The organism is Marinobacter caseinilyticus (assembly GCF_011074955.1).
GTDB lineage: Bacteria > Pseudomonadota > Gammaproteobacteria > Pseudomonadales > Oleiphilaceae > Marinobacter > Marinobacter caseinilyticus.
Genome location: NZ_WUQJ01000018.1, coordinates 191,525 through 215,314, shown reverse-complemented (window position 1 = coordinate 215,314; position 23,790 = coordinate 191,525). Strand labels below are relative to the sequence as shown.

The following is a 23,790-nucleotide window of genomic DNA, read 5'->3' as shown; positions in this document are numbered from 1 at the left end:
GTATTTGTCAGATCACGCCAGCACGTCGGACACAGCGTTCATCCAGACCAAAAAAACCCCGGAGCTCGTCACGCCGGGGTTTTCCTGAACCGCTGGTTTAGCGCCGGTCTACACCTTACTTCTCAACAAATGCCCGCTCGATCACATAGTGGCCGAGGTCGCCGTGACGCGATTCTACGAAGCCCTGCTTGTCGAGTATGGCGCAGGTGTCTTTCAGCATACTGGGGCTGCCACAGATCATGAAGCGGTCGTTTTCTTTGTCGAACGCTGGCAGACCCAGATCCTCCATCAACTTACCGCTTTCCATCAGGTCGGTCAGGCGCCCCTGGTTGCGGAACTCCTCTCGGGTGACGGTGGGGTAGTACAGCAATTTGCCCTGCACCATTTCACCGAAAAATTCGTTGTTGGGCAGATCGTCGATGTCCTGCTGGTAGGCCAGCTCGGAGGTGTAACGTACGCCGTGGGTCAGGATGACCTTATCGTAGTGCTCGTATACCTCCGGGTCCTTGATGATGCTCAGGAACGGTGCCAGGCCGGTGCCAGTGCTGATCAGGTACAGATTACGCCCGGGCAGCAGGTGGTCCATAATCAGGGTGCCAGTGGGCTTGCGGCTGACCAGGATCTCGTCGCCCACTTCAATTTGCTGCAGACGCGAGGTCAGCGGGCCATCCTGTACCTTGATTGAGAAGAACTCCAGTTCTTCCTCGTAATTGGCACTGGCAATACTGTAGGCGCGCATCAGCGGCTTGCCGTCGGTCTCAAGACCGATCATGGTGAAGTGGCCGTTCTTGAAGCGAAAACCTGGGTCCCGGCTGGTGGTGAAGCTGAACAGGGTGTCGTTCCAATGACGGACGCTGGTGACTCGCTCTCGGTTCATGTTGCTCATAACGGGCCTTCTCCAAAGCGTTGATCGCGAAATTCTGTTTAATAGTTGAGCGTATAATACCGCAAGAGTAACCTATCGATGAAATGGGATATTTTCATAACCTTATTCGGTTTAATCGATAATGCGATATTCGTTCCGACAACTTGAAGTTTTTCTGGCTGCAGCGCACACGCAAAACATCACGCGTGCGGCGGAAGCCCTTGCCATGTCTCAGTCTGCGGCCAGCAGTGCGTTAAAAGAGCTGGAAGCGCAGTTTGATATTCAATTGTTCGACCGGGTCGGCAAACGCCTGCAACTTAATGAACTCGGCCGCCTATTTCGCCCCCAGGTGGAAGCCTTACTGGCCCAGGCCCAGGAGTTGGAGCGGGCACTGAGCCAGCACACCGAAGTCGGCGCCCTGAAAGTCGGCGCCACCCTGACGATTGGTAATTATCTCGCAGTGGGCGTGATGGCGGAATACATGAAAACCCAGGCCCATGCCAAAGTCGCACTCGAAGTGGCCAATACGCGCACGATCGCCAAACGGGTCAGCGATTTTGAACTCGACATCGGCCTAATTGAGGGCGAGTTGCAGTCCAGCGAGCTGGAAGTCATTCCCTGGCGTTCCGACGAGCTGGTGGTTTTCTGTAGCCCGGACCACCCGCTGGCAAAGCGTGCCGCTCTCACCGATGCCGACCTGCTGGAAGCCACCTGGATCATGCGGGAGCCCGGCTCCGGCACCCGCCAGACCTTCGAGCGCGGCATGCACGGACTGTTGCCGGATATAACCGTGCTTCTGGAACTGGAACACACCGAGGCGATCAAACGCGCCGTGGAAACCCGGCTCGGCATTGGCTGTCTGTCCCAGGTCTGCCTTGCGGATGCGTTCAAGCGCGGCAGCCTGGTGCCATTAGTGGTGCCGGACCATCGCCGGTTTGACCGGCAGTTCTACTTCATCCTGCACAAGCAGAAGTATCGGAGTGCGGGCATTGATCGCTGGATGGCACTGTGCCGGAATTTGTAGGCGCGTTGAGAACGCGGGACCGGCTACGCCACCGGACCGCTGTGAAACCGAAATTCCGTGTCGGGTTGTTCAATCAGGTCTTTTTCCAACGCTGTAAACACTGCAACGCGGTCGTCAATGGCCTTGCCGGCAGCCTGTTCGGCCAGGGTCAGATAATCCCGGTAGTGGCGGGCCTCGGATTTCAGCAGGCCGGTATAAAAAGCGGCCAGCGTCTCGTCCAGGTGTGGCGCCAGGGCGGCGAATCGCTCGCAGGAACGGGCCTCGATAATGGCGCCGACGATGAGGGTGTCCACCAGCCGCGCGGGTTCATCGGTACGGATTGCCTTACGCAGTCCGGCCGCATAGCGCGCCGGAGTCAGGTGATCGTAGGTGACCTGTCGTTTTTTCATGATCGCCAGCACTTGCTCGAAATGCCGCAGTTCTTCCCGCGCCAGCCGCGACATCTTTTTGAGCAACTCCGGGCTGTCGACATAGCGATACATGAGACTGAGCGCGGTCGAGGCCGCCTTTTTCTCGCAGTGGGCGTGGTCAATGAGCATGATGTCCGGCGCCGCCAACGCATTTTCAAGCCAGCGCTCCGGGGTACGGCACGGTAGAAACTGGATAATCTCACTGAGGGCATCGGGCATGTCGTTACATCCATAGAGCGGTGATCGGGGCGCATTATACACAAGCAAATGCCGAGCTGAGCCTATCATGATCTCAAGGAGCCTTTGAATAACGCCTTGCGCTCTCTGGTGTTTAGGCGGATTCGCGATGAAGGCGTGCGTTTGACGGCAGATTGGTCGCCTGTCGAAATAGCGCAACACGGAGTGCTTCAGGCCGGGCAGAGTGCACAAGGAGTTGTGCTGAGGCGCCTTAACTTTCAGGCCGAATTCCTATACAATCCAGCGCCAATTCGCGGCCTTTTCCGCCAATAAAGCTCCCGCCAGCAATGATGCACGCGCGGGACATCCCAACTGATGAGGGTCTTGATCGTGTTAGAAGCCTATCGTGAACACGTTGCCGAACGAGCGGCTCAGGGCATCCCCCCGAAGCCTCTGAACGCCGAACAAACTGCAGCACTGGTTGAGTTGCTGAAAAACCCACCGGCAGGTGAAGAAGATACCCTTGTTGACCTGCTGTGGAACCGGGTACCACCGGGCGTGGACGAAGCGGCCTATGTGAAGGCGGCATTCCTGTCCGCCATCGCGAAAAGCGAAACCACCTGTTCGCTGATCAGCAAGGAAACCGCGGTCGAATGGCTCGGCATGATGCAGGGCGGCTACAACATCGCGGCCCTAGTTGAATTGCTGGACGACAAAGACCTGGCCGAATTGGCCGGCAAGCAACTGAAAAAGACACTGTTGGTGTTTGATGCCTTCAACGATGTGAAGGAAAAAATGGACGCCGGTAACGCCGTCGCCAAAAGCGTCATGGAATCCTGGGCCAATGCCGAGTGGTTCACTAACAGAAAGAAAGTGCCTGAAAGCACCAAGATGATCGTCTTCAAGGTCACCGGCGAAACCAACACCGACGACCTGTCACCCGCACCTGATGCCTGGTCACGCCCAGACATCCCGCTGCATGCCCGCGCTGCCTATAAGATGGCCCGCGACGGCCTGCACCCGGATGAACCCGGTATCACCGGCCCCATGGCCCAGATTGAAGAGCTCAAGGCCAAAGGCCTGCCCGTTGCTTTTGTAGGTGATGTGGTGGGTACCGGTTCCTCGCGTAAATCTGCCACCAACTCGGTGCTGTGGTTCTTCGGGGACGACATGCCGGGCGTGCCAAACAAGCGTACCGGTGGTGTCTGTATCGGCAGCAAAGTGGCCCCAATCTTCTTCAATACCATGGAAGATGCTGGCGCACTGGTATTTGAGGCGCCGGTCGACAATATGAACATGGGCGACGTGATCGAGATCCGTCCCTACGACGGCAAGGTCCTGAACGAAGCCGGCGAAACCATTTCTGAGTTTGACTTCAAGTCAGACGTAATCCTGGATGAAGTTCAGGCAGGCGGGCGTATTCCGCTGATCATCGGTCGTGGCCTGACCAACAAGGCCCGTGAAACCCTGGGCATTGGCGCTACCGATATCTTCCGTCTTCCGAAAGACCCTGAAGCCGGCACCAAAGGTTTCACCCTGGGCCAGAAAATGGTCGGCAAGGCGTGTGGCCTGGACGAAAATCAGGGCGTGCGCCCCGGCACTTACTGTGAGCCACTGATGACTACGGTTGGCTCCCAGGACACCACCGGTCCGATGACCCGTGACGAGCTGAAAGACTTGGCGTGTCTGGGCTTCTCCTCCGATCTGGTCATGCAGTCATTCTGCCACACCGCGGCTTACCCCAAGCCGATCGACGTGGAAATGCAGCACACCATGCCGGACTTCATCCAGACTCGTGGCGGCGTGGCCCTGCGTCCGGGTGATGGCATCATCCACTCGTGGCTGAACCGCATGCTGCTGCCGGATACCGTGGGCACCGGTGGTGATTCTCACACCCGTTTCCCAATGGGCATTTCGTTCCCGGCCGGTTCTGGCCTGGTCGCGTTTGCCGCCGCCACCGGTGTGATGCCGCTGGATATGCCGGAATCGGTTCTGGTCCGATTCAAAGGCGACATGCAACCGGGTATCACCCTGCGTGATCTGGTTCATGCGATTCCGTTGTACGGCATCAAACAAGGCATGCTGACCGTTGAGAAGAAAGGCAAGATCAATGAATTCTCCGGTCGAATCCTGGAAATCGAAGGCCTTGAGCACCTCACCGCTGAGCAGGCGTTTGAGTTGTCTGACGCGTCCGCCGAGCGCTCGGCGGCCGGCTGCACCATCAATCTGTCAGAGGAGTCGGTGGCCGAGTACCTGCGCTCCAACATCACCATGTTGCGCTGGATGATTGCCGAAGGTTACGGCGACCCACGTACACTTGAGCGTCGTGCCAAGAACATGGAAGCCTGGCTGGCGGATCCGAAGCTGATGCGCGCCGACAAAGACGCCGAGTACGCGCACGTGATCGAAATCGATCTGGCTGACATCAAAGAGCCGATCGTGTGCTGCCCGAACGATCCGGACGACGCCCGCGTACTGTCCGAAGTGGCCGGCGACAAGGTGGACGAAGTGTTCATCGGTTCGTGCATGACCAACATCGGTCACTTCCGCGCAGCGGGTAAACTGCTGGCAATGAACAAAGAGCCGCTGAAAACCCGCCTGTGGATGTCACCACCGACCAAGATGGATGAAGCCCAGTTGATGGAAGAAGGCTACTTCAACATCTACGGCACTGCCGGGGTGCGCACCGAAATGCCGGGTTGTTCACTGTGCATGGGTAATCAGGCACGGGTGGCGGCGAAGTCGACGGTACTGTCCACCTCGACCCGCAACTTCCCCAACCGCCTGGGCGATGGTGCCAACGTGTACCTGACCTCAGCCGAACTGGCGGCGGTGGGTGCCGTGCTGGGTAAGCTGCCAACGCCTGAGGAGTACATGGAATACGCCAAGGACCTGAACAGCATGTCAAAAGAGATCTACAAGTATCTCAATTTCGACAAGATGGACAATTACACCAGCAAGGCATCCGAAGCGAACGTCGCCTGACGGGTGAATGACCCCATGGGTTAGTACCTGAAAACGCCAGCCCTCGGGCTGGCGTTTTTTTTGCTCATGCAACGCGGGTGAACGCACGGGCATGTGCGCTGTCCCCGAAGCGAATAATAGTGCGTCGGCGACAATACCCACCCGGCGATGGATATGGAGACACCAATGGATCGCAACCAGCCCTGCCCATGCGGCAGTGATCACCCCTACGAAGCCTGCTGCGGCGTCTTTCATGGGGGCGCCAAAGCGCCTACCCCGGAAGCATTGATGCGATCACGGTTCAGTGCCTTTGTCCTGGGCAAAGCGGACTACCTGCGCCAGACGTGGCACACCTCAACCCGCCCGACATCGCTGAACCTGGACGACTCGCCCCGGTGGCAGTCGCTGTCGGTGTTGTCAGCCAGCCAGCACGGCGATCAGGGAACCGTTCATTTCCGGGCGGTGTATAAAGATCAGGCCGATTGGGGGTATCTGGAGGAAGCGTCTGAGTTCATCAGGGAATTCGGTGTGTGGTATTACCTGGCAGGTAACCCGACCCAGGGCGTTCTGAAACCTGGCAGGAACGACCACTGCCCGTGTGGCAGCGGTCGCAAATACAAAAACTGCTGTCTGGCCTGACGGTGGGTGCCGGCGACCGACACCCAACAAAGGCTAGTTTTCCGGGCAAACCGCGCCGGTATCGATCCAGGCCTGAGTCAGTGCCCCGAACACTTTCTGACTTCCCGGCACAGACTGACGGCCCTCACCGGGGTGCCAACCCCAACCCACCAGGGAATCTTCAGCATTGTGCGCCTGCAATTCGGCCAACGTCATGTGGCTGCGGCTCTGATCTTTGAGCTGCTCGCAGATCTGTGCCAGGGACTTGCCCTGCCACGCCTGTTCCGGGGGCGCCAGACGCCAGGTCGGATGCCCCGGAATGGAGCCTTCACTGGCAGTGTAGGCAACGTTGCCCGGACCATGACAGGTCGTGCAGCGCATACCGGGCGCCCCGAGCCCTCCAGCCCCACGCACGACCGGAGGTTCATGCTTCTGACTCATCATTCCCTGGGTGGGGCTGTCGCCCCTTGGGTGGCAGTTCATGCATCGGGGGTGAGTAATCACCTTACCCATCTCCTTAAACAGCGCCATCGAGCGCTGGGCAGGATCAGTGATGGATTGAAAGGCCAGTGGCGATTTCAATTCCGCACTGGCACCTTTGTGCCGATCCGCAACCACAGAACTGGCTGCCAACGCCATTAACCCGGCGACCAGCGTCGCGCTGACTCTGAAACTGCTTGAATCTTTCATGATGGCGCTTTCCTTAAGCTGAGGGCGGAACAAGGGGCAAGCGGTAGACACTGTTACCCGTTAATCGACGCCAGGCATTGGCAATGGCTGGCCCCACCGGCGGCACACCCGGCTCTCCGACGCCCGTCGGTGCTTCCGCCGACGCAATCACTTCCACCTCCACCGAGGGCATTTCGTTGATCCGAAGGGAGCGATAACGATCGAAGTTGGATTCCGTCACATGGCCATTGTCGGTCAGGGTAATGGCATCAAACAGCACGGCACCCGCGCCGTAGCCAATACCCCCTTCCATCTGGGCACGGATCACATTGGGGTTGACCGCCACCCCGCAATCGACCGCACACCACACCTTGTGGACCCGTGGGGTGCCGTCACCGGCATCGGACACTTCGGCGATTTCAGCCACATAGGTGTTAAAGCTCTTATGCAGCCCAACTCCACGCTGGCGTCCCGCCGGTACTTTACCGGCGGCCGCCGCCATGGCTGCGACTTTCTCCAGCACACCGCGATACCGCGGGTGCTTGTCTCCCAACAAGGCTAACCGCCCTTCCACCGGATCCTTACCCGCTTTCTCCAGCAACTCGTCCAGGAAGGTCTCGGTGGCGTAACCATTGTGGGTATGCCCGACCGAGCGCCACCACAACGTGGTAACGCCGTTGTCCATTAAATGTTGGCCTACGCGCAGGTTGGGAATGGCGTACGGCAGATCTCTTGACCCTTCCACTGCGGTGCCGTCAATGCCTTCCTGAATCATACCCTCGAAGGCGGTGCCCTTCAGAAACGACTGCACCGCGATCTGCTGATCCCAGGCGACGATGTCGCCGTTTTTATCCAGCCCGCCACGAATCCTGTGCACCGCCAGGGGCCGGTAACGGCCACCCTGGATGTCATTTTCCCGCGTCCACATCAATTTCACCGGCCGGTCACTGCCCAAGGCCTTCGCCACTTCTCCGGCCTCGGCGGCAAACTCGCCGCCAGGTTGGGCGCGGCGACCAAAACTTCCTCCTGCATACAAGGTATTCAGGGTAATGGCCCCAGGCTCTACCCCAAAGACACCCGCCAGTGCACCGACATCCATGGTCTGAATCTGCGAACCCATCCACACGGTCACTTTGCCCTCTTTATGCTGCACCACGGCATCCAGGGTTTCCATCGGCGCGTGGGCCAGGTAAGGAAAAAAGTACTCCGCTTCCAGCACGGTATCGGCGTCGCCAAGCCCTTTTTTGGCATCGCCTTCACTGCGGGCGACGGCGCCCTCGCCCTGCACCGCTTTGCTGTAATCCGCCTGCATTTGTGCCGATGACCGGGTTTCCGCGTTGCGGTCATCCCAGGTCACGCTTAACGCCTGTCGGCCCTTGAGCGCGGCAAAGGTGTTCTCAGCGTACACCGCCACCCCGGATGGCACGGCTTTGACATCAATGACGCCCTTGATGGCCCGGGCCTTTTTGCTGTCCACCGCTTTCACCGTCGCGCCAAACTGTGGCGGGTGCAAGGTTGTGGCGGTGACCAGGTTGTCCGGGTACAGGTCGAGGGTGAACAATTGCTTGCCGGTGGTTTTATCTCGGGAATCGAGCTTGGGCACATCGGTGCCAATCAGGGTGAATTGGTCCGGATTTTTCAGTGTTGGTTCGGCCGGCACTTCCAGCGCCGCCGCATCGGCGGCCAAATCACCGAAGGAGGCACTGCGATTGCTGGCGCCGTGGCTTATGACGCCTTTGGCAACGCTGATGTCCTCGGCACTCACACCCCACTTGTCAGCGGCCGCCTGCACCAGCATGACTCTGGCGGCCGCTCCGGCTTTGCGCATTTGTTCGTAGGAGTTGGCCATGGCGGTTGACCCGCCCGTACCCTGCAACCCAAACAAGGTGTTGGCGTATTTCTTCTTGTTTGCCGGGGCCATTTCTGCCCGCATCTGCCCCCAGTCGGCATCCAGTTCTTCGGCCACCAGCGTGGACAATCCCGTGGCCGGACCCTGGCCAAATTCAATGTGCTTAACGATGACGGTGACCGTGTTGTCGGGTGCAATGCGAATAAATGCATTGGGCGTAAATCCGCCTTCTACGGTGTCTGTCATGACGACGGCAGCACCCGACTGTGCCTTGGCGGAAGACGGCAGGTGCATGCCAATCACCAAGCCCATGGTCATCGCTGCCGTGCCTTGCAGGAATCGACGTCGCGACAGTGCCGGGTCCGTTCGCTCGGCGCCGGTCAACGTGTCGTCCGTCGGAAACTGCCCGGTAACGGTTTGATCCGCCGCACGTCCGGCATGGGCAAACAGCGGGCGGGTATCGTTGTAATGGTCAGTCATGGCTTAGCCCTCCAACGTGTCGGCGGCGTTGTGGATTGCCTGCCGTATCCGCACATAGGTGGCACAACGGCATATATTGCCCGCCATCGCCTGGTCAATGTTGTCGTCGGTCGGTTTCGGCACTTCGCGCAGCAACGCAACCGCGGACATCACCTGGCCGGATTGACAGAAACCACACTGGGGTACATCAATACCGACCCAGGCGTCCTGAATGGCCTTGGCTTCCTTACTGTCCAGACCCTCGATGGTGGTCACCGTGCCGCCTTCCACCTGGGATACTGGCGTGACGCAGGAGCGCCGGGTCATGCCATTGAGGTGAACGGTGCAGGCTCCGCACTGGGCAATACCGCATCCGAATTTGGTGCCGGTAAGGTGAAACGTATCGCGGATCACCCACAGCAATGGGGTATCGGGTTCGACGTCCGCAGTGACTTGTTGTCCGTTGAGCTGAAATGTGACGGCCATGCCGAGATTCTCCCTTGTTCGGGCGCTTAACGCCCTATTAGGTTATGAAGCATCCAAACGACACCCTGCGACAAAGTCACTGTGGTCGTCATTGGTGAAGCATGCGGGGGTTTCTGATTACTTTTAGGCTCGTTCGCCCAGATTACGCATTGAAACGCTGGCGGCCGATCCCGACGGGCGGAGCAGTCGGCTTGGTAATGACCGCAGTCTAGACACTCTGCCGCCATTCTGCAGGGGATTCACACAAAATTAATCCGGCCCGGTGTCAGACCACCTCATCAGATGAAAGCAAGAAAGAGGGAAAGAGGGCTGGAAACGATCGCCGGGAACGAGAGGCAAAATCACAGCACCGCAATCACCATGGCTTCGGCCCACTCAATCACTGGCGATGGGTACACGCCCATCAGCAGCACCAACAATGCCAGGCCAATCACCACCAGGCCGCCTGCACGCAGACCCCAGTCGTTGGTCGCATCGCGGCGCCGCATGCCAGGCTCAACCAGGTAAAGCGTCACCAGTACCCGCAGGTAATAGTACAATCCAACGACACTGCCGAGAATGATGCCGCCGACCAGCCACCAGCGTTGAGCATCAACGCCCAGGGCAATGATATAAAACTTGCCGATGAAGCCTGCGGTGAACGGAATCCCCGCCAGCGATAGCAAACACACGGTCAGGACCGCCGCCAGGTAGGGCCGACGCCAGAACAGCCCCCTGTAATGATGCAGCGCCGAGGCGTCTTCTCCGGTGTAGGGGCTCGACAACAAAGTCACCACCCCGAACGCGCCAAGGGTGGTGATCATATAAGTCACCAGATAAAGGCAGGCGGTCTCAACCGCCAGACCGGTGCCCACCACCAGGGCGACCAGCAGGTAACCGAAATGGGCGATTGATGAATAACCCAACAGACGCTTCAGGTTCGACTGCAGCAGCGCCAGCAGGTTGCCCACCAACATGGTGAGCAGCGCCAGGGTCGTCAAGACATCGTGAAGCCATCGCTCCTGGAATACCGGCGCCGCCAGCATCAGCCGCAACACCACCACAAAGACCGCCACCTTGCTGGCCGTGGCAAGAAACGTGGCGGCGGGCCCCGGCCCGCCCTCGTAGACGTCCGGCGTCCACAAATGAAACGGCACAATCGACAACTTGAAACCCAGGCCCACCAGCATCAGGCCCGCGCCGGCCAGGCCCCAGACCCCGGTCGATGCGGTCAGCCCGCTGATCAGCCCCGACAGATCCAGGCGCCCGGTCTGGGCATACAGCAACGCCATGCCGAACAGCAGAAACGCGGTTGCCGCCGCCGACAGCACCAGATATTTAATGCCGGATTCCAGTGAGCGCCGGTCTCTGAAGGTGTACGCCAACATGCCATAAAGCGGCATCGACAACAGCTCCAGACCCAGAAACAAGGTGGCCAGATGACGGCTGGCCACCAAAACCAGGCCGCCGGCCGCCGCGCACAGCATCAACAGGTAAAATTCCTCTTTGGCGCCCGGGTACCCTTCCAGATACACATGGCAAAAGGTGGCGCAGGCCAGGGTAGCGGTCAGAATCAACACCGATGCGAACAGGGTAAGATCGTCGAACACCAGCAACGGCGTGGTAATAATGGCGGCCTGTCCCACCAGCCACGCCGTCACCAGCGCCAGATTCAGCCCGACCACCGTGACAATGGCGGTGACCGCATGCTGACGCCGCCAGGCGATGCCCAGCATCACGGTAACGGCGGTGGCACAGACCAGGATGATCGGCACAAAAGCAACCAAATAGCTCAGTTTCAGCATCACTGGCCCCCGCTAAGCAAAGGGCCAACCTTCGGCGGTGCGTTCTGGAACAACTGCTCCACTTCGGCCATGGAAGCGGCCGTGGTGTCCAGCAGCGGTTGCGGGTAGAGCCCGAACAGCAACACCAACGCGACCAGCCCCAGCAGCATGGTGTACTCGCGCCAGTCCAGATCCGCCAGCACGCCGTGCCCCTGCGCCGGGCCGAAGTACACCCGCTGCATCAGGATCAGTGAATAGATCGCCGCCAGCACCAGTCCGCCACAACCGATCACCACCACCACCGGGGCAACCGGAAAGGTACCGAACAACACCATGAATTCGCCGACAAAATTCGCCGTTCCCGGCATCCCCAGAGAAGCCACCACAAACACCAGTGAAAACCCCGGCAAGCTACCCAGCCGGCCCCAGAGTCCGCCCATGTGTCGCATATCACGGGTGTGCAGGCGTTCATAGAGCTGGCCACTGAGAATAAACAGTCCGGCGGCCGAGAATGCATGGGCCACCATCAGCACCACCACGCCCTGAAGGGCGAGCGCCGAACCGGAGTAAATACCGATCAGGACAAAGCCCATGTGGGAAATGCTGGTGTAGGCGATCAGCCGTTTGATGTCCTGCTGGCCGCAGGCCAGTATCGCGCCGTAAAATACCCCGACCAGTCCCAGGGTCATCGCCACTGGCGCAAACGTCTGGGAGGCTTCGGGGAACAGCGGCAGCGCAAACCGCAGCATGCCGTAAGCCGCGGTTTTCAGCAGAATCCCGGCCAGATCCACGCTGCCCGCTGTTGGCGCCTGAGCGTGAGCGTCGGGCAGCCAGCCGTGTAACGGCACTACCGGTAATTTGACCGCAAAGGCGACAAAGAAACCCAGCATCAGCCACATTGCAAGCTCCTCCGACAGCGACGAGTCCAGCAGCACCTCGTAGCTGAAGGAATAGGTGCCGGTCACTGTATGATGGCTGAACACCAGTGCCAGAATGGCGACCAGCATCAACAGGCCGCTGGACTGGGTATACAGGAAGAATTTGACCGCGGCCCGGATTCGGGTTCTGCCCTCCGACCCACTGTGACCCCAGAGGGCGATCAGGAAGTACATCGGCACCAGCATCATTTCCCAGAAGAAGAAGAACAGAAACAGGTCAATGGCAAGGAACACCCCGACTACACCGGCCAGAATGAACAACAAGTTGAGGTGGAAAAAGCCCACTCGGTGGACGATTTCTTTCCACGAGCACAACACCGCCAGCGTGCCCAGGAAGCCGGTCAGTGCAATCAGCACCAGCGACAGACCGTCAAGCGCCAGATGAATGTCGATGCCAAACCGGGGAATCCAGGCCACCCGCCACTCCATGGCCCAGCGTATGGCCTGTGACTCCCCGGTCAGTGCTGGCAATTCGTAATCACCGTGCAGCCAGAGCGCCAGCGTCATCAACAACACCAGCACCATGGTCACCAACGCAATCCAGCGCGGTGCCTTGTCGCCCCAGCGGTCAGCCTGCCAGGACAATAAGCCACCCACGAAGGGAATCAGGATCAGCCAGACCAGCATCATGGGCGTGGCACCCCCAACACCATGCAGCCCATGGTAGGACGGCGATTGTAGGCTGTTGGATCAATCATGACGTGCACTCATCGTTGTCAGGCTCCCCAGGACAAGGTCAGCAATATCACGGTGGCACCAAGCACCATGCCGGTGGCGTAGGTTCTTACCCGGCCGGTCTGGGTGCGGGTCAGGCCTGTATTCAACAGCTTCGCAGTCCGGGCCACGGCGTTAAAGATGCCATCGACCGGGTCGTTGCGCAGCCAGTTCACCAATGCGCGGTAAGGTTGCACCAGGGTGCGATCGAACACATGGTCAAAGCCCCAGGCGTCGTGCCACAACCACCAGAGTTTGGAGGCCCAACCCCGGGCGACCTGTTGCGTTAACCAGAGACGGCGAAATACAAACAGCCACACCCCGGCGGCCACACCGGCCATCGCGGCGGCGGTTGCCAGCAACTCCACGGCGGTGTGCCCGGCAGTCACGCCCTCACCCGGTCCAGCAGGCAGCACGCTAGCCAGCGGGGGCACGATCAAGCCGCCGAGCAAGGTCGAGAGTATCGCCAACACCACCAGCGGCAGGCCATGTTGCAGTCCCCGACCAGGTTCGGCTTTGCGGGCGTGGTCACTGCGCATGGCACCGTGAAAAGTACCGATGATCAGGCGCAGGGTGTAAATGGACGTCAGTACCGCCCCCATCAGGCCGGCGGCCAGCAGCCCGGTCTGGTCGGCCGCGAAGGCTTGCCACAGAATTTCATCCTTGCTGTAGAAACCGGCCGTCACTAGCGGCAATGCCGCCAACGCCGCACCGCCCACCACGAACCCGCCGTACGCCAGCGGTAATCGGCGCCACAGCCCGCCGAGCTGACGCATGTCCTGCTCATGGTGACAACTGATGATCACCGCACCGGCTGATAGGAACAGCAAAGCCTTGAAGAACGCGTGGGTCATCAGATGGAAAATCGCAGCGTCGTACGCCCCCACCCCCAGCGCCAGGAACATATAACCGATCTGGCTCATGGTGGAGTACGCCAGTACCCGTTTAATGTCGGTCTGGGCCAAGGCGGCGAAACCGGCCAACAGCAGAGTCAGGGCGCCAATTACACCCACCAGGTACTGCGCATGGGGGGCCAGGTCAAACACTCCGTGCAGACGGGCAATCAGGTACACGCCGGCGGTCACCATGGTGGCGGCGTGGATCAACGCTGACACCGGGGTCGGGCCGGCCATCGCATCGGCAAGCCAGGTGTGCAGCGGCACTTGGGCGGATTTGCCCAGCGCACCGCCTAGAATCAGCAACGCAGCCAGCTCTGCGGTTGCATCGCCCTGAGCCCATAGCTGCGGGATACGCTCCAGAATCACGGCAATATTGAGGGTGCCGAGTTCACTGAACAGCAGGAACAACCCGATCGCCAGAAACACATCGCCAATGCGGGTGACAATGAATGCCTTGAAGGCTGCGGCGCCGTTGGCGGAGTGCTCGTAGTAGTAGCCGATGAGCAGATAAGAGCACAATCCCACGCCCTCCCAACCCAGGAACAGCAGTAACAGGTTGTCCCCCAACACCAGCAACACCATGCTGAAGACAAACAGGTTCATGTACGCGTAAAAACGGGTAATACCCAATTCTCCGCGCATGTACCAACCGGCAAACAGATGGATCAGAAAGCCAACACCGGTAATGACACCCAGCATGGTCAGCGCCAGGCCGTCCAGCCTCAACCCGATTGTGGGCGCGAACGCCCCGACTGAAATCCAGCGCCACCACGTGAGATTGATCGCAGTGCCATCGCTGGCGGCGTACTCTGCCGCCAGCAGTGCCGTCACCACCGCCGCCAACCCGACACTGGCGGTGCCGATCCAAACACTGACCCCGGGGCCCAGCCGCCCCCGCGACAACGCCAGGACCAGGGTGCCCGCCAGAGGCAGCAGAAAGGTTAGCGGCAACAGCAGCATCGCCCATGGCACAGACAGCGAATGGTCCATTATCCTCGCATCCTGCTAACTGCGTCGGTATCCAGCGTGCGGAAGCGCTGATACAGCTGGATCAGCAGCGCCAGCCCGACACTGGCCTCGGCGGCCGCCAGCGTAATCACCAGCAGGAACATCGCTTGCCCCTCCGGTTGGCCCCAGGCGGTGCCGGCCACAATAAAGGCCAGGCCAGCGGCGTTGAGCATGACCTCCAGGCTCATCAGCACAAACACCATATTGCGCCGGAACATCAATCCGGTCAGGCCCAGGACAAACAGAATTGCCGCCAGAATGAGGCCGTGCTCCATCGGGATACCCTGCGCCGCCATGGCACTCATGGTTTGCTCCCCACGCTTTTGGTCGTCCCGGCCTCCGCCATCCGGCCAACGTGGGATGCGGTCACCAGCGCCGCCAACAGCAGCATGGCCGCCAGTTCAACCACCAATAGCCAGGGCCCGAACAAGGTGATGCCAACGGCTTTGGCAGTCAGCAGGTCGCCGGTAATGTGGCGACCGCCGTCCTGCCCCCACAACATCATCACCATCGTCACCAGCAACACCGCCGACAGCAGCGACGGCGCCACCCAGGTGCGGGCCTGGAGCCACAACCGTTCCTGCTCGGCCGCGCCCTCGCCCAAGTTGAGAATCATCACCACGAAGACAAACAGCACCATGATGGCGCCGGCGTACACGATGATCTCCAGCGCCCCGGCAAAGGGGGCCCCCAAGGCAAAAAACACCATGGCGACGGCAATCAGCGAGACGATCAGGTTCAGCAACGCGTGCACGGCGTTGGTGCCCGCAATAACACCGAGGGTGGCCAACACCGCGACCAAACCACTGAGATAGAATGCCAACGTCATGCAATGCTCCTTGTGCCGCTCTGCGAGGTGGTATGGCTTATGGCAACAACGTTTTGACGTCGATGGGTGGCGCTTCATTCTGGGCCTGCCCCTTGCCCTTGCCCGCGATTGATAGCCCGGCGACCCGGTAAAAATGGTACTCATGGTCCTTGCCCGGCCCGTTAATCAGCAGGTCTTCTTTCTCATACACCAGTTCCTGCCGGTCGAACTCTCCCAACTCAAAATCCGGTGTCAACTGAATCGCAGAGGTCGGACACGCCTCTTCACACATGCCGCAGAAAATGCAGCGTGAAAAGTTGATCCGGAAGAACTCCGGATACCAGCGCCCGTCATCCTGCTCACCTTTCTGCAATGAAATACAGTCCACCGGACACGCAACCGCACACAGGTTGCACGCCACGCAACGCTCCTCCCCGTCCGGGTCCCGGGTCAGCACAATGCGGCCCCGATACCGGGGCGGCAGCTCGACCGCCTGCTCCGGGTAATTGAGCGTTTCGCGCTTGTGAAAGGTGTGCATGAACACTAGGCCCAGCGTGCGCAACTGGGACCAGGTGCCGACAAACAGCCACTTCAGCATGCAGGGCCTCCTTCTACTGAGGTGACGAGAGCAGAATCACGCCCCCGGTCACCAGCAGATTGATTAACGTCAATGGCAGGCAGACGCGCCAGCCGAAACTCATGACCCGGTCATAGCGGGGCCTCGGTAGCGAAGCCCGAAGCAGCACAAAAAACACCAGAAACGCGCCGGTCTTGAGCGAAAACCAGAGAATCGGCGGCAGCCAGGGACCCTGCCAGCCGCCAAAAAACAGCGTCACGATCAGCGCCGACACCAACACCATGCCAACGTACTCGCCGATAAAAAACATGCCGAACTTCATGCTGGAATATTCAATGTGGTAACCGTCGGCCAGTTCCTGCTCAGCCTCCGGCTGATCAAACGGGTGACGGTGGGTGACCGCAATACCAGCGATCAGGAAGGTACAGAATCCGAAAAACTGCGGCACGATGAACCACAGGCCCTCTTGCGCCGCCACGATGTCGCGCATATTGAACGACCCGGCAATGGCCACCACGCCCATCAGTGCCAGCCCCATAAACACTTCGTACGACAGGGTTTGCGCCGACGCCCGCATGGCGCCAATCAGGGCGTACTTGTTGCCGCTGGCCCAGCCACCGAACAACACGGCATAGACGTTGATGCCCGCCATTGCGAAGAAAAACAGCAAGCCGATGTGAAGGTCGGCAATGCCCCAGCCGGGCGTAATCGGGATGATCATGAACGACAGCAGTAACGAGGCCATGGCAATGGCGGGGGCCAGCACGAACAATGTGCGATCGGCGAAGGGTGGAATCCAGTCCTCCTTGAAAAAGATCTTGATCATGTCCGCCACCACCTGCAACGACCCGAACGGCCCCACCCGGTTCGGCCCGTAGCGATCCTGCCACAAGCCCAGCAGGCGGCGCTCGACCACCGTCATAATGGCGCCCAGCAATACGGCCGCCAGCAGTATGATCACGGCCTGGGCCACTGCGATCACGATGGCCATGACCTGTGGGCTCAGCCAGCTCATGATGACGCCCCGCCCGACGGTTGTCCGGCAGCATCCGACGCAGTTCCGGGGCTGTCGCTCCGGCGCAGACGAACCCACTGGCCCGATGTCAAGGCCGGCGCGACCCCCATGGCCACCGCCACCAATCCTGAGGCCAACGTCGGCGAGACCTGGACCGGCAAGACCCAGTCGCCGACATCCGTCACCAGGGTGACCGGTTCGCCGTCACGAAACCCAAAGCGATCGGCATCACTGGCGGGCACGCTGATCACCACCGGGGCGGACCGCTCAATAATGGGCGCCGCCCGGGCAGAGGTTTCCTCTCCCCCAAACAGCCGTGGCAAAACCACCAGTTGCCAGTGATTATCCTTCGCCGTATACACCGACGGCACCGCGTTGCCATACCGATACGCCCCGGGCTGTGGCGATAGCAACCGCACGCCCGGATCCCCGGCTCGCAGGTGACCACCGACCTCATCGGTGAATTTATTCCAGGCCTGGGGTGAATTCCAACCGGGAGCCCAGGCAAAAGCGACATCCCGACGGGGCCGCTCAAAGCCGTTGTAGCCTTCCATGGAAAACGCAAAAGCGGTATCCACATCCTGCGGTGTCCGCGGTTCACTGACGTTCAGATTGGCCCGCATTGAGGTACGGCCACTGTAGCGGTGGGGCTCCCGAGCCAGCTTTACCCCACTGACGCGAAAATCCGCCGGCTCGGCGACATCAACAATCTTTGCCAGTGCCGGGTTGTGTTGTGCGCATGACAAGGTGATGGCGTCCAATGTGATTTCCGAACCCGATTCGCGCCGCAGGCCGGCCCGCAAGGCGTGGAGCCAGCGCCAACTTTCATGGATGCGGGTTTCCGGGCGAATGTAACGCGGATCAAACACCTGGAAAAACCGCTGCGCCCGGCCTTCCAGGCTGACCAGCGTGCCATCGCCTTCGGCGAAGCTGGCCGCCGGCAACGACAGGTGGGCGCGGGCCAGCGTTGGTGTTCGCTGATGGTCCAGCACCACCAGGGTCCGGGCATGGTGCAGTGCGGTATCGACCAGCTCCGGCGGCAACCGTTGGTAAAGATCGTTCTCCAGAACCACCACCGCATCGGCCCGGTGCTCGCGCACTTCCGCCAGCGCCCACTCAAGCGTCTCGCCCCCGAGCAGGTCCACGCCGGTGCTGTTGACCTCCCGCCGGACCAGCACCAGACCGCCGGCGTGGGCGCGCCGGGCCAACGCCCGCGCGACATTGCCAGCGGCTTCGAGAATCGCCATCGAACCGAGGGACCCTCCGCTGACCACCAATGGCCGGCGGGCCTGCATGAGCGAGACGGCAATGCGGGTGGCGTCGGCTTGCATGGTGGCATCCAGATCGGTGACCGCCGGCGCTGATGGATCAATGGCGTGGGCAATGGCAAAGCCCAGCCGGGCAATGTCACTGGGCGCCAGCGACCAATGCCCGGTTGCCACTGCGTCCAGCCCGGTGGCGATGGGGTATGCGGTGTACAGGGGATGGTAGTGATCCTGCCCCAGGGTCTTCACCGCTTCGGCGTTCCAGACCGGGATGCCCCGCTCGACGGCTAATTCCTCGCGCTTGCCCAGAGCCGCCTGACGCACCGCCAACCCGAGCCGGGCCGCACTCTGGATCAGGTCCTCACCCAGCACCAACACGGCATCATGGCTCTCAACCTCACGCAGAGTCGGGGTGGGCAACCCGCAGGTTCGGTTGAGCGTGACCATGTAGCTGACGCAGGCCTGCTCGGCCGCCGTCATACCAGTGGCAAAGTTGTTCGCGCCCACCAATAACTTGAGGGCGTGATTGCTTTCCAGGCTGGCGCGGGGTGAACCGATGCCAATTATCCGGTAGGCATCCCGCAGGGCGTCACTGCCCCGGTCGAGCGCGGCGTCCACTTCCAGTGTCAACCGTTCATCGCCACTGTGGCCATGCCATTCCGGTTGCCGGGGCCGGTCCTCTCGATTGACGTAGCCGTAACCGAAACGGCCCCGATCACAGAGGAAGTAACGGTTCACTTCACCGTGGTACCGGTTCTCGATACGGCGGATGTCACCGTAGCGTTCGCCCGGGCTGATGTTGCAGCCAACCGCGCACTGGTGGCAGATACTGGGGGCGAATTGCAGGTCCCATTTGCGGGTGTAGCGTTCGCTGTGGGTCTGGTCGGTAAAGACCCCGGTGGGGCATACCTCAGTCAGGTTACCGGCAAACTCACTCTCCAGAGTGCCGTCTTTGTAGCGGCCAAAATAGACGTTGTCATTGGCGCCAAACGCACCCAGATCCTGCCCACCGGCGTAGTCGTTATAAAACCGCACGCAGCGGTAGCAGGTGATGCAGCGGTTCATCTCATGGGCCACGAACGGGCCCAGGTCCTGGTTGCGGTGAGTGCGTTTGTGGAAGCGGTAGCGTCGCCGGTCATGACCAGTCATTACGGTCATGTCCTGCAGGTGGCAGTGGCCGCCCTCCTCACAAACCGGACAGTCGTGGGGATGGTTGATCATCAACCATTCAATGACGCTCTGGCGGAAGGTAACCGCCTCTTCGTCGCTGATGGCGATGCGGGCATTGTCGGTGACCGGTGCCATGCACGACATCACCAACGTGCCTTGGGTGTCGTCTGCATCACGGTACTGCTTAACCGCACACTGGCGACACGCGCCAACGCTGCCCATGGCCGGGTGCCAACAGAAGTAAGGCACATCCAATCCCAGCGACAGGCAGGCGTGCAACAGATTGTCGGCACCAACGACCTGGTACGACTGGCCGTCCACATGAATCGTTGTCATGCCGCTACCCCCCCGCCCCGACGGAATCAACATCGGATGGCGTGCGCGAGCGTCGCACACCCTGATCAAATTCAGCCCGGAAATACCGGATCGCGCTGGCCAGTGGCATCGAGGCCCCAGGGGCGTGGGCACAAAAAGTCTTGCCGGGCCCCAGGTCGTCCGCCAGCTTGTCCAACAGTTCGATGTCCTCCGGCTCGCCCTCACCCCGCTCCAATGCCTGAAGCAACTTGACGGTCCAAGGCAACCCGTCCCGGCAGGGCGTACACCAGCCACAGGACTCGCGGGCAAAGAAAGCCTCCAGATTTCGCACCAGCGCCACCATACTCTGCTGGTCCGTGACCACAGCGATCAGCCCGGTGCCCAACCGGCTGCCCTGCTTGCCGATGGTGTCAAAATCCAGTGCACACGCCAGATGCTCGGGCAACAGGAAACCGGTACTGCCCCCGCCGGGCAACCAGGCTTTGAGGGCATGGCCCGACTGCACCCCACCGGCCCGGTCCATCAGTTCCTCACCCGAGGTGCCGATGGGCATCTCCCACAGGCCCGGCCGATTGACCAGCCCGGAGACGCCATACAATTTGGTGCCGCCGTCGTCGCTGAGCTGGCCGGACAAACCCTGATACCACGACGCGCCATGGCGCATAACCGCAGGCACGTTGCACAGGGTCTCAACATTGTTGACCACGGTGGGTTTGCCCCAGGCCCCGGACTGGCCGGGAAACGGCGGTTTGGCGCGGGGATTGGCACGATAGCCTTCCAGCGAATTGATCAGGGCGGTTTCTTCGCCACAGATGTAGCGGCCGGCGCCGGTGTGCAGGGCAATGTCGAAATCGAAGCCCGAGCCGGCAATGTTGTCGCCCAGCCACCCGGCGTGCCGGGCCTCCCCCAGTGCAGCGGTGACCGCCTTTGCCGCTGCCACGTACTCCCCCCGCAGGAACACGTAGCCAAACCGGGAATGGTTGGCATAGGCCGCCAGGATCATGCCCTCGATCAGCAAATGCGGTTGCTGTTCCAGCAGCAGACGATCCTTGAACGTGCCAGGCTCCATTTCATCGGCGTTGCACACCAGATAGCCCCGGGGCTGGCCCTGCCCTTTCAGGGTCAGCCCCCACTTGACCCCGGCGGAAAAACCACCGCCGCCACGGCCGCGTACATTGGCGTCTTTCATCACTTCGATTACGTCGTCCGGGCTGCTATTCGCCAGGACCTTGGTGACCGCGGTGTAGCCATCCATCGCCCGGTAATCGTCCAGATCAATCCAGATACCGTCGTCTCTTAACCGCCAGGTGAGCGGGTGGGTTTCCTCTCGCCGCTCAGTGGCACTTTGATGGAGCTGACACCGATAGCGGAGCTGGTCGAGTTTAGGCATCATGGGTAAGCCTCCAACAGTGCAGAGATGTCGTCGGGGGTCACCGGGGCATAGGTATCCTCACCGATCATCAACGCCGGCCCGCTGTCGCACGCACCCAGGCAGCACACCGGCAGCAGCGTAAAGCGGTTATCAGGGGTGGTCTCACCGAAGCCAATACCTAAATGAATGGAGAGCGCATCCCGCAGGGCGTCGTAGCCGGTGAGGAAACACGAGCTGCTATCGCACACAAGGATCACGTGGCGGCCCACCGGCTGGCGAAAAATCAGGCTGTAGAAAGTGGCCACACCTTCGACACTGGCGGCACCCACGCCGAGCACCTCCGCAATGGCAGGAATGGCTCCGTCCGGCACCCAGCCATGGCGACGCTGCACGATTTTCAGGGCATCGATGCAGGCGGCCTGGGGCTGCTCGTAATGCGCCACAATCTGCAGGATCGCCTCGCGGTCGTCACCGTGCAGGTGAAAGCCATCGCCCTCCCGGGTGATCACGTTTGCCTCGTTGCGTCTGGTTGTCTTGGCCATCATCAGCGATCCACATCCGCCATTACGAAATCAATGCTGCCCAGGTGCGCAATCAGGTCCGGCACAAACCCGCCCCGCATCAACGATGGTATCTGTTGCAGATGAGGAAAGCTGGGGGTACGAATTCGTGTGCGATAACTCATGGTGTTACCGTCACTGGTCAGGTAATAGCTGTTGATGCCCTTAGTGGCCTCAATCATTTGTACCGATTCATTGGGTTTGAGCACCGGCCCCCAGGACACCTGGAGAAAATGAGTAATCAGCGTTTCGATGTGCTGCAGCATACGTTCCCGGGGCGGCGGCGTAGTCAGCGGGTGGTCCGCCTTGTAATCCCCAGTCGGCATAGTGTTCACGCATTGCTGGATGATCCTCAGGCTCTGGCGCATCTCTTCAATACGGATTTGACCGCGGTCAAATACGTCGCCGTTGGCCGCCAGAGGCACCTCAAAATCGAACTGGTCATAGCCGGAATAGGGGCGTTTCTTACGCAAATCGAAATCACACCCAGTTGCCCGGAGGTTGGGCCCGGTCACGCCCCAGGCCAGCGCCTCTCGGGTATTGAATGCGGCAATGTGGCGGGTGCGTTCACGCACAATGGCGTTGTGCATCATCGCGCGTTCGTATTCCCGCAACCGTTTGGGCATCCAGTCGAGGAATTCCTGAACCAGTCCCTGCCAGCCGGAGGGTAAGTCCTGCATCACCCCGCCGATGCGATACCAGGCCGGGTGCATGCGAAAACCAGTAATGCCCTCAATCACTTTGTAGGCCCGCTGCCGGTCACTGAAGGTGAAAAACACCGGCGTCATGGCACCGAGATCCTGCAGGTAGGTGCCCAGAAACAGCAGGTGGCTGGTGATGCGAAACATCTCGGCCATCATCACCCGAATCACCTCGACCCGCGGCGGCACCCGGATGCCGGCGAGCTTCTCCACGGCCAGTACATACGGCAGGTTGTTCATTACGCCGCCGGTGTAATCGATACGATCCGTGTAAGGAATAAAACTGTGCCACGACTGACGCTCGGCCATTTTTTCCGCGCCCCGGTGGTGGTAACCAATGTCAGGTACGCAATCGACGATTTCCTCACCATCCAGTTGCAGAATCAGACGGAATGCGCCGTGGGCCGAGGGGTGATTCGGTCCCAGATTGAGGAACATGAACTCGTTGCCGCTTCGCTCCCGTTTCATACCCCAGGCTTCGGGATCAAATTTCAGTGCCTGCTGCTCATGCTCCTGGCCCGCTACGGTCAGGGTGTAGGGGTCAAATTCGGTCGCCCGGGCCGGATAATCCTTTCGCAGCGGGTGGCCGGTCCAGGTGGGTGGCATCAACAACCGGGTCAGGTGTGGGTGGCCGGAGAATTCAATGCCGAACATGTCCCACACTTCGCGCTCATACCAGTTGGCGTTGGAAAACACGGCGATGCAGGTGGGCAGTTTCAGATCGGCCTCCGTCAATGGCACCTTGAGCATCACATCCCGGTTTCGGGTCACCGATAGCAGATGGTAGAACACTGTAAAGTCGGCATCGGGCAGACCATTGCGGTGGCTGCGCAAGCGCTCATCGACGGCGGACAAGTCGTACAACAAGGAGAATGGGTCCGGCAGTTCCCGCAGGAACACCAACACCTCGGTCAAGGATTCACGGGGTATCCACAGTATAGGCATGCCCGTCAGGGTTGATTGCTCGACCAGATTCAGTGTGTCAAAGCGCTCCCGCAGTGCCTCCAGCACTGGCTCACGGTATCGGTCTGTGGCCTTGGCGGCCTCGTTCGACAACCCGCCCGGCGGGGTAACAACAGTCATGGACTTGCCTCACTGTCTTGCCTTAATGGCTTACTTCACTTGCTGTCGACACTGAATTGCCTGGCTTTGCGAAGAGGTCGA

At 60.3% G+C, this 23,790-nt stretch carries 19 protein-coding genes; 3 read left to right on the top strand and 16 right to left on the bottom strand.

Annotation, left to right across the window (positions count from 1 at the left end; all coding sequences use genetic code 11):
* Positions 1 to 115 precede the first annotated feature (115 nt).
* Positions 116 to 886 carry a ferredoxin--NADP reductase gene (locus tag GRX64_RS07760; protein ID WP_166265589.1) on the bottom strand — a complete coding sequence of 257 codons (771 nt, stop codon included), beginning with the start codon at positions 884 to 886 and terminating at the stop codon, positions 116 to 118.
* A gap of 121 nt (positions 887 to 1,007) precedes the next feature.
* On the opposite strand from GRX64_RS07760, the gene GRX64_RS07755 reads away from it, so the two are divergent.
* On the top strand, positions 1,008 to 1,889 hold the full coding sequence (locus tag GRX64_RS07755) for a LysR family transcriptional regulator (RefSeq protein ID WP_166265586.1): 882 nt from the start codon (positions 1,008 to 1,010) through the stop codon (positions 1,887 to 1,889).
* 23 nt (positions 1,890 to 1,912) lie between these two features.
* On the opposite strand, the gene GRX64_RS07750 is transcribed toward GRX64_RS07755, so the two are convergent.
* Positions 1,913 to 2,518: a MiaE family protein gene (locus GRX64_RS07750; protein ID WP_166265583.1), complete on the bottom strand. Its 606-nt coding sequence runs from the start codon at positions 2,516 to 2,518 to the stop codon at positions 1,913 to 1,915.
* 348 nt (positions 2,519 to 2,866) lie between these two features.
* On the opposite strand from GRX64_RS07750, the gene acnB reads away from it, so the two are divergent.
* Positions 2,867 to 5,461 carry a bifunctional aconitate hydratase 2/2-methylisocitrate dehydratase gene (gene acnB, locus GRX64_RS07745; protein WP_166266046.1) on the top strand — a complete coding sequence of 865 codons (2,595 nt, stop codon included), beginning with the start codon at positions 2,867 to 2,869 and terminating at the stop codon, positions 5,459 to 5,461.
* Between the two features lie 165 nt (positions 5,462 to 5,626).
* Entirely contained in the window at positions 5,627 to 6,079 is a 453-nt protein-coding gene (locus GRX64_RS07740; RefSeq protein ID WP_166265580.1) for a YchJ family protein, read from the top strand.
* 33 nt (positions 6,080 to 6,112) lie between these two features.
* On the opposite strand, the gene GRX64_RS07735 is transcribed toward GRX64_RS07740, so the two are convergent.
* The 14 genes from GRX64_RS07735 to nuoC all read right to left on the bottom strand — a co-directional run bounded on the left by GRX64_RS07735 (position 6,113) and on the right by nuoC (position 23,709).
* Complete coding sequence (locus GRX64_RS07735) at positions 6,113 to 6,748, bottom strand: Isoquinoline 1-oxidoreductase subunit (RefSeq protein ID WP_166265577.1); 636 nt, start codon at positions 6,746 to 6,748, stop codon at positions 6,113 to 6,115.
* 13 nt (positions 6,749 to 6,761) lie between these two features.
* Entirely contained in the window at positions 6,762 to 9,056 is a 2,295-nt protein-coding gene (locus tag GRX64_RS07730; RefSeq protein WP_166265575.1) for a xanthine dehydrogenase family protein molybdopterin-binding subunit, read from the bottom strand.
* A 3-nt stretch (positions 9,057 to 9,059) separates the two neighbouring features.
* Positions 9,060 to 9,521, bottom strand: coding sequence for a (2Fe-2S)-binding protein (locus tag GRX64_RS07725; RefSeq protein WP_166265572.1), 462 nt, complete (start codon positions 9,519 to 9,521; stop codon positions 9,060 to 9,062).
* A gap of 341 nt (positions 9,522 to 9,862) precedes the next feature.
* Entirely contained in the window at positions 9,863 to 11,305 is a 1,443-nt protein-coding gene (nuoN, locus tag GRX64_RS07720) for an NADH-quinone oxidoreductase subunit NuoN (RefSeq protein ID WP_166265569.1), read from the bottom strand.
* Entirely contained in the window at positions 11,305 to 12,852 is a 1,548-nt protein-coding gene (nuoM, locus tag GRX64_RS07715; protein ID WP_166265566.1) for an NADH-quinone oxidoreductase subunit M, read from the bottom strand. Before nuoM ends, nuoN begins: the two co-directional genes overlap by 1 nt.
* 86 nt (positions 12,853 to 12,938) lie before the next feature.
* Complete coding sequence (gene nuoL, locus GRX64_RS07710) at positions 12,939 to 14,795, bottom strand: NADH-quinone oxidoreductase subunit L (RefSeq protein ID WP_166266043.1); 1,857 nt, start codon at positions 14,793 to 14,795, stop codon at positions 12,939 to 12,941.
* Between the two features lie 29 nt (positions 14,796 to 14,824).
* The gene (gene nuoK / locus GRX64_RS07705) at positions 14,825 to 15,139 is read right to left on the bottom strand and encodes an NADH-quinone oxidoreductase subunit NuoK (protein WP_166266040.1); all 315 of its coding nucleotides are present in this window, start codon (positions 15,137 to 15,139) and stop codon (positions 14,825 to 14,827) included.
* Positions 15,140 to 15,144: 5 nt separating this feature from the next.
* Positions 15,145 to 15,672, bottom strand: coding sequence for an NADH-quinone oxidoreductase subunit J (gene nuoJ / locus GRX64_RS07700; protein WP_166265563.1), 528 nt, complete (start codon positions 15,670 to 15,672; stop codon positions 15,145 to 15,147).
* 37 nt (positions 15,673 to 15,709) lie between these two features.
* Entirely contained in the window at positions 15,710 to 16,249 is a 540-nt protein-coding gene (nuoI, locus tag GRX64_RS07695) for an NADH-quinone oxidoreductase subunit NuoI (protein WP_166265560.1), read from the bottom strand.
* 13 nt (positions 16,250 to 16,262) lie between these two features.
* Positions 16,263 to 17,243, bottom strand: coding sequence for an NADH-quinone oxidoreductase subunit NuoH (gene nuoH / locus GRX64_RS07690; protein ID WP_166265557.1), 981 nt, complete (start codon positions 17,241 to 17,243; stop codon positions 16,263 to 16,265).
* A complete protein-coding gene (nuoG, locus tag GRX64_RS07685) occupies positions 17,240 to 20,014 on the bottom strand; it encodes an NADH-quinone oxidoreductase subunit NuoG (protein WP_166265554.1) in 2,775 nt (924 codons plus the stop codon). The genes nuoH and nuoG overlap by 4 nt, the downstream gene beginning before the upstream one ends.
* 4 nt (positions 20,015 to 20,018) lie before the next feature.
* On the bottom strand, positions 20,019 to 21,386 hold the full coding sequence (gene nuoF, locus GRX64_RS07680) for an NADH-quinone oxidoreductase subunit NuoF (protein WP_166265551.1): 1,368 nt from the start codon (positions 21,384 to 21,386) through the stop codon (positions 20,019 to 20,021).
* Positions 21,383 to 21,907: an NADH-quinone oxidoreductase subunit NuoE gene (gene nuoE / locus GRX64_RS07675; protein ID WP_235937578.1), complete on the bottom strand. Its 525-nt coding sequence runs from the start codon at positions 21,905 to 21,907 to the stop codon at positions 21,383 to 21,385. Before nuoE ends, nuoF begins: the two co-directional genes overlap by 4 nt.
* Positions 21,908 to 21,909: 2 nt before the next feature.
* The gene (gene nuoC / locus GRX64_RS07670) at positions 21,910 to 23,709 is read right to left on the bottom strand and encodes an NADH-quinone oxidoreductase subunit C/D (RefSeq protein ID WP_166265545.1); all 1,800 of its coding nucleotides are present in this window, start codon (positions 23,707 to 23,709) and stop codon (positions 21,910 to 21,912) included.
* Positions 23,710 to 23,790 lie beyond the last annotated feature (81 nt).

Bases quoted from the DNA above. Each gene is read 5' to 3' on its own strand.
- nuoL (WP_166266043.1), bottom strand. From the start codon at position 14,795: ATGCTGCTGTTGCCGCTAACCTTTCTGCTGCCTCTGGCGGGCACCCTG.
- nuoE (WP_235937578.1), bottom strand. From the start codon at position 21,907: ATGGCCAAGACAACCAGACGCAACGAGGCAAACGTGATCACCCGGGAG.
- GRX64_RS07735 (WP_166265577.1), bottom strand. From the start codon at position 6,748: ATGAAAGATTCAAGCAGTTTCAGAGTCAGCGCGACGCTGGTCGCCGGG.
- nuoF (WP_166265551.1), bottom strand. From the start codon at position 21,386: ATGATGCCTAAACTCGACCAGCTCCGCTATCGGTGTCAGCTCCATCAA.
- nuoK (WP_166266040.1), bottom strand. From the start codon at position 15,139: ATGGCGGCGCAGGGTATCCCGATGGAGCACGGCCTCATTCTGGCGGCA.
- GRX64_RS07725 (WP_166265572.1), bottom strand. From the start codon at position 9,521: ATGGCCGTCACATTTCAGCTCAACGGACAACAAGTCACTGCGGACGTC.
- nuoN (WP_166265569.1), bottom strand. From the start codon at position 11,305: ATGCTGAAACTGAGCTATTTGGTTGCTTTTGTGCCGATCATCCTGGTC.
- GRX64_RS07740 (WP_166265580.1), top strand. From the start codon at position 5,627: ATGGATCGCAACCAGCCCTGCCCATGCGGCAGTGATCACCCCTACGAA.
- nuoM (WP_166265566.1), bottom strand. From the start codon at position 12,852: ATGATGCTGGTCTGGCTGATCCTGATTCCCTTCGTGGGTGGCTTATTG.
- nuoC (WP_166265545.1), bottom strand. From the start codon at position 23,709: ATGACTGTTGTTACCCCGCCGGGCGGGTTGTCGAACGAGGCCGCCAAG.
- nuoJ (WP_166265563.1), bottom strand. From the start codon at position 15,672: ATGACGTTGGCATTCTATCTCAGTGGTTTGGTCGCGGTGTTGGCCACC.
- GRX64_RS07730 (WP_166265575.1), bottom strand. From the start codon at position 9,056: ATGACTGACCATTACAACGATACCCGCCCGCTGTTTGCCCATGCCGGA.
- GRX64_RS07760 (WP_166265589.1), bottom strand. From the start codon at position 886: ATGAGCAACATGAACCGAGAGCGAGTCACCAGCGTCCGTCATTGGAAC.
- GRX64_RS07755 (WP_166265586.1), top strand. From the start codon at position 1,008: ATGCGATATTCGTTCCGACAACTTGAAGTTTTTCTGGCTGCAGCGCAC.
- nuoI (WP_166265560.1), bottom strand. From the start codon at position 16,249: ATGCTGAAGTGGCTGTTTGTCGGCACCTGGTCCCAGTTGCGCACGCTG.
- GRX64_RS07750 (WP_166265583.1), bottom strand. From the start codon at position 2,518: ATGCCCGATGCCCTCAGTGAGATTATCCAGTTTCTACCGTGCCGTACC.
- nuoG (WP_166265554.1), bottom strand. From the start codon at position 20,014: ATGACAACGATTCATGTGGACGGCCAGTCGTACCAGGTCGTTGGTGCC.
- nuoH (WP_166265557.1), bottom strand. From the start codon at position 17,243: ATGAGCTGGCTGAGCCCACAGGTCATGGCCATCGTGATCGCAGTGGCC.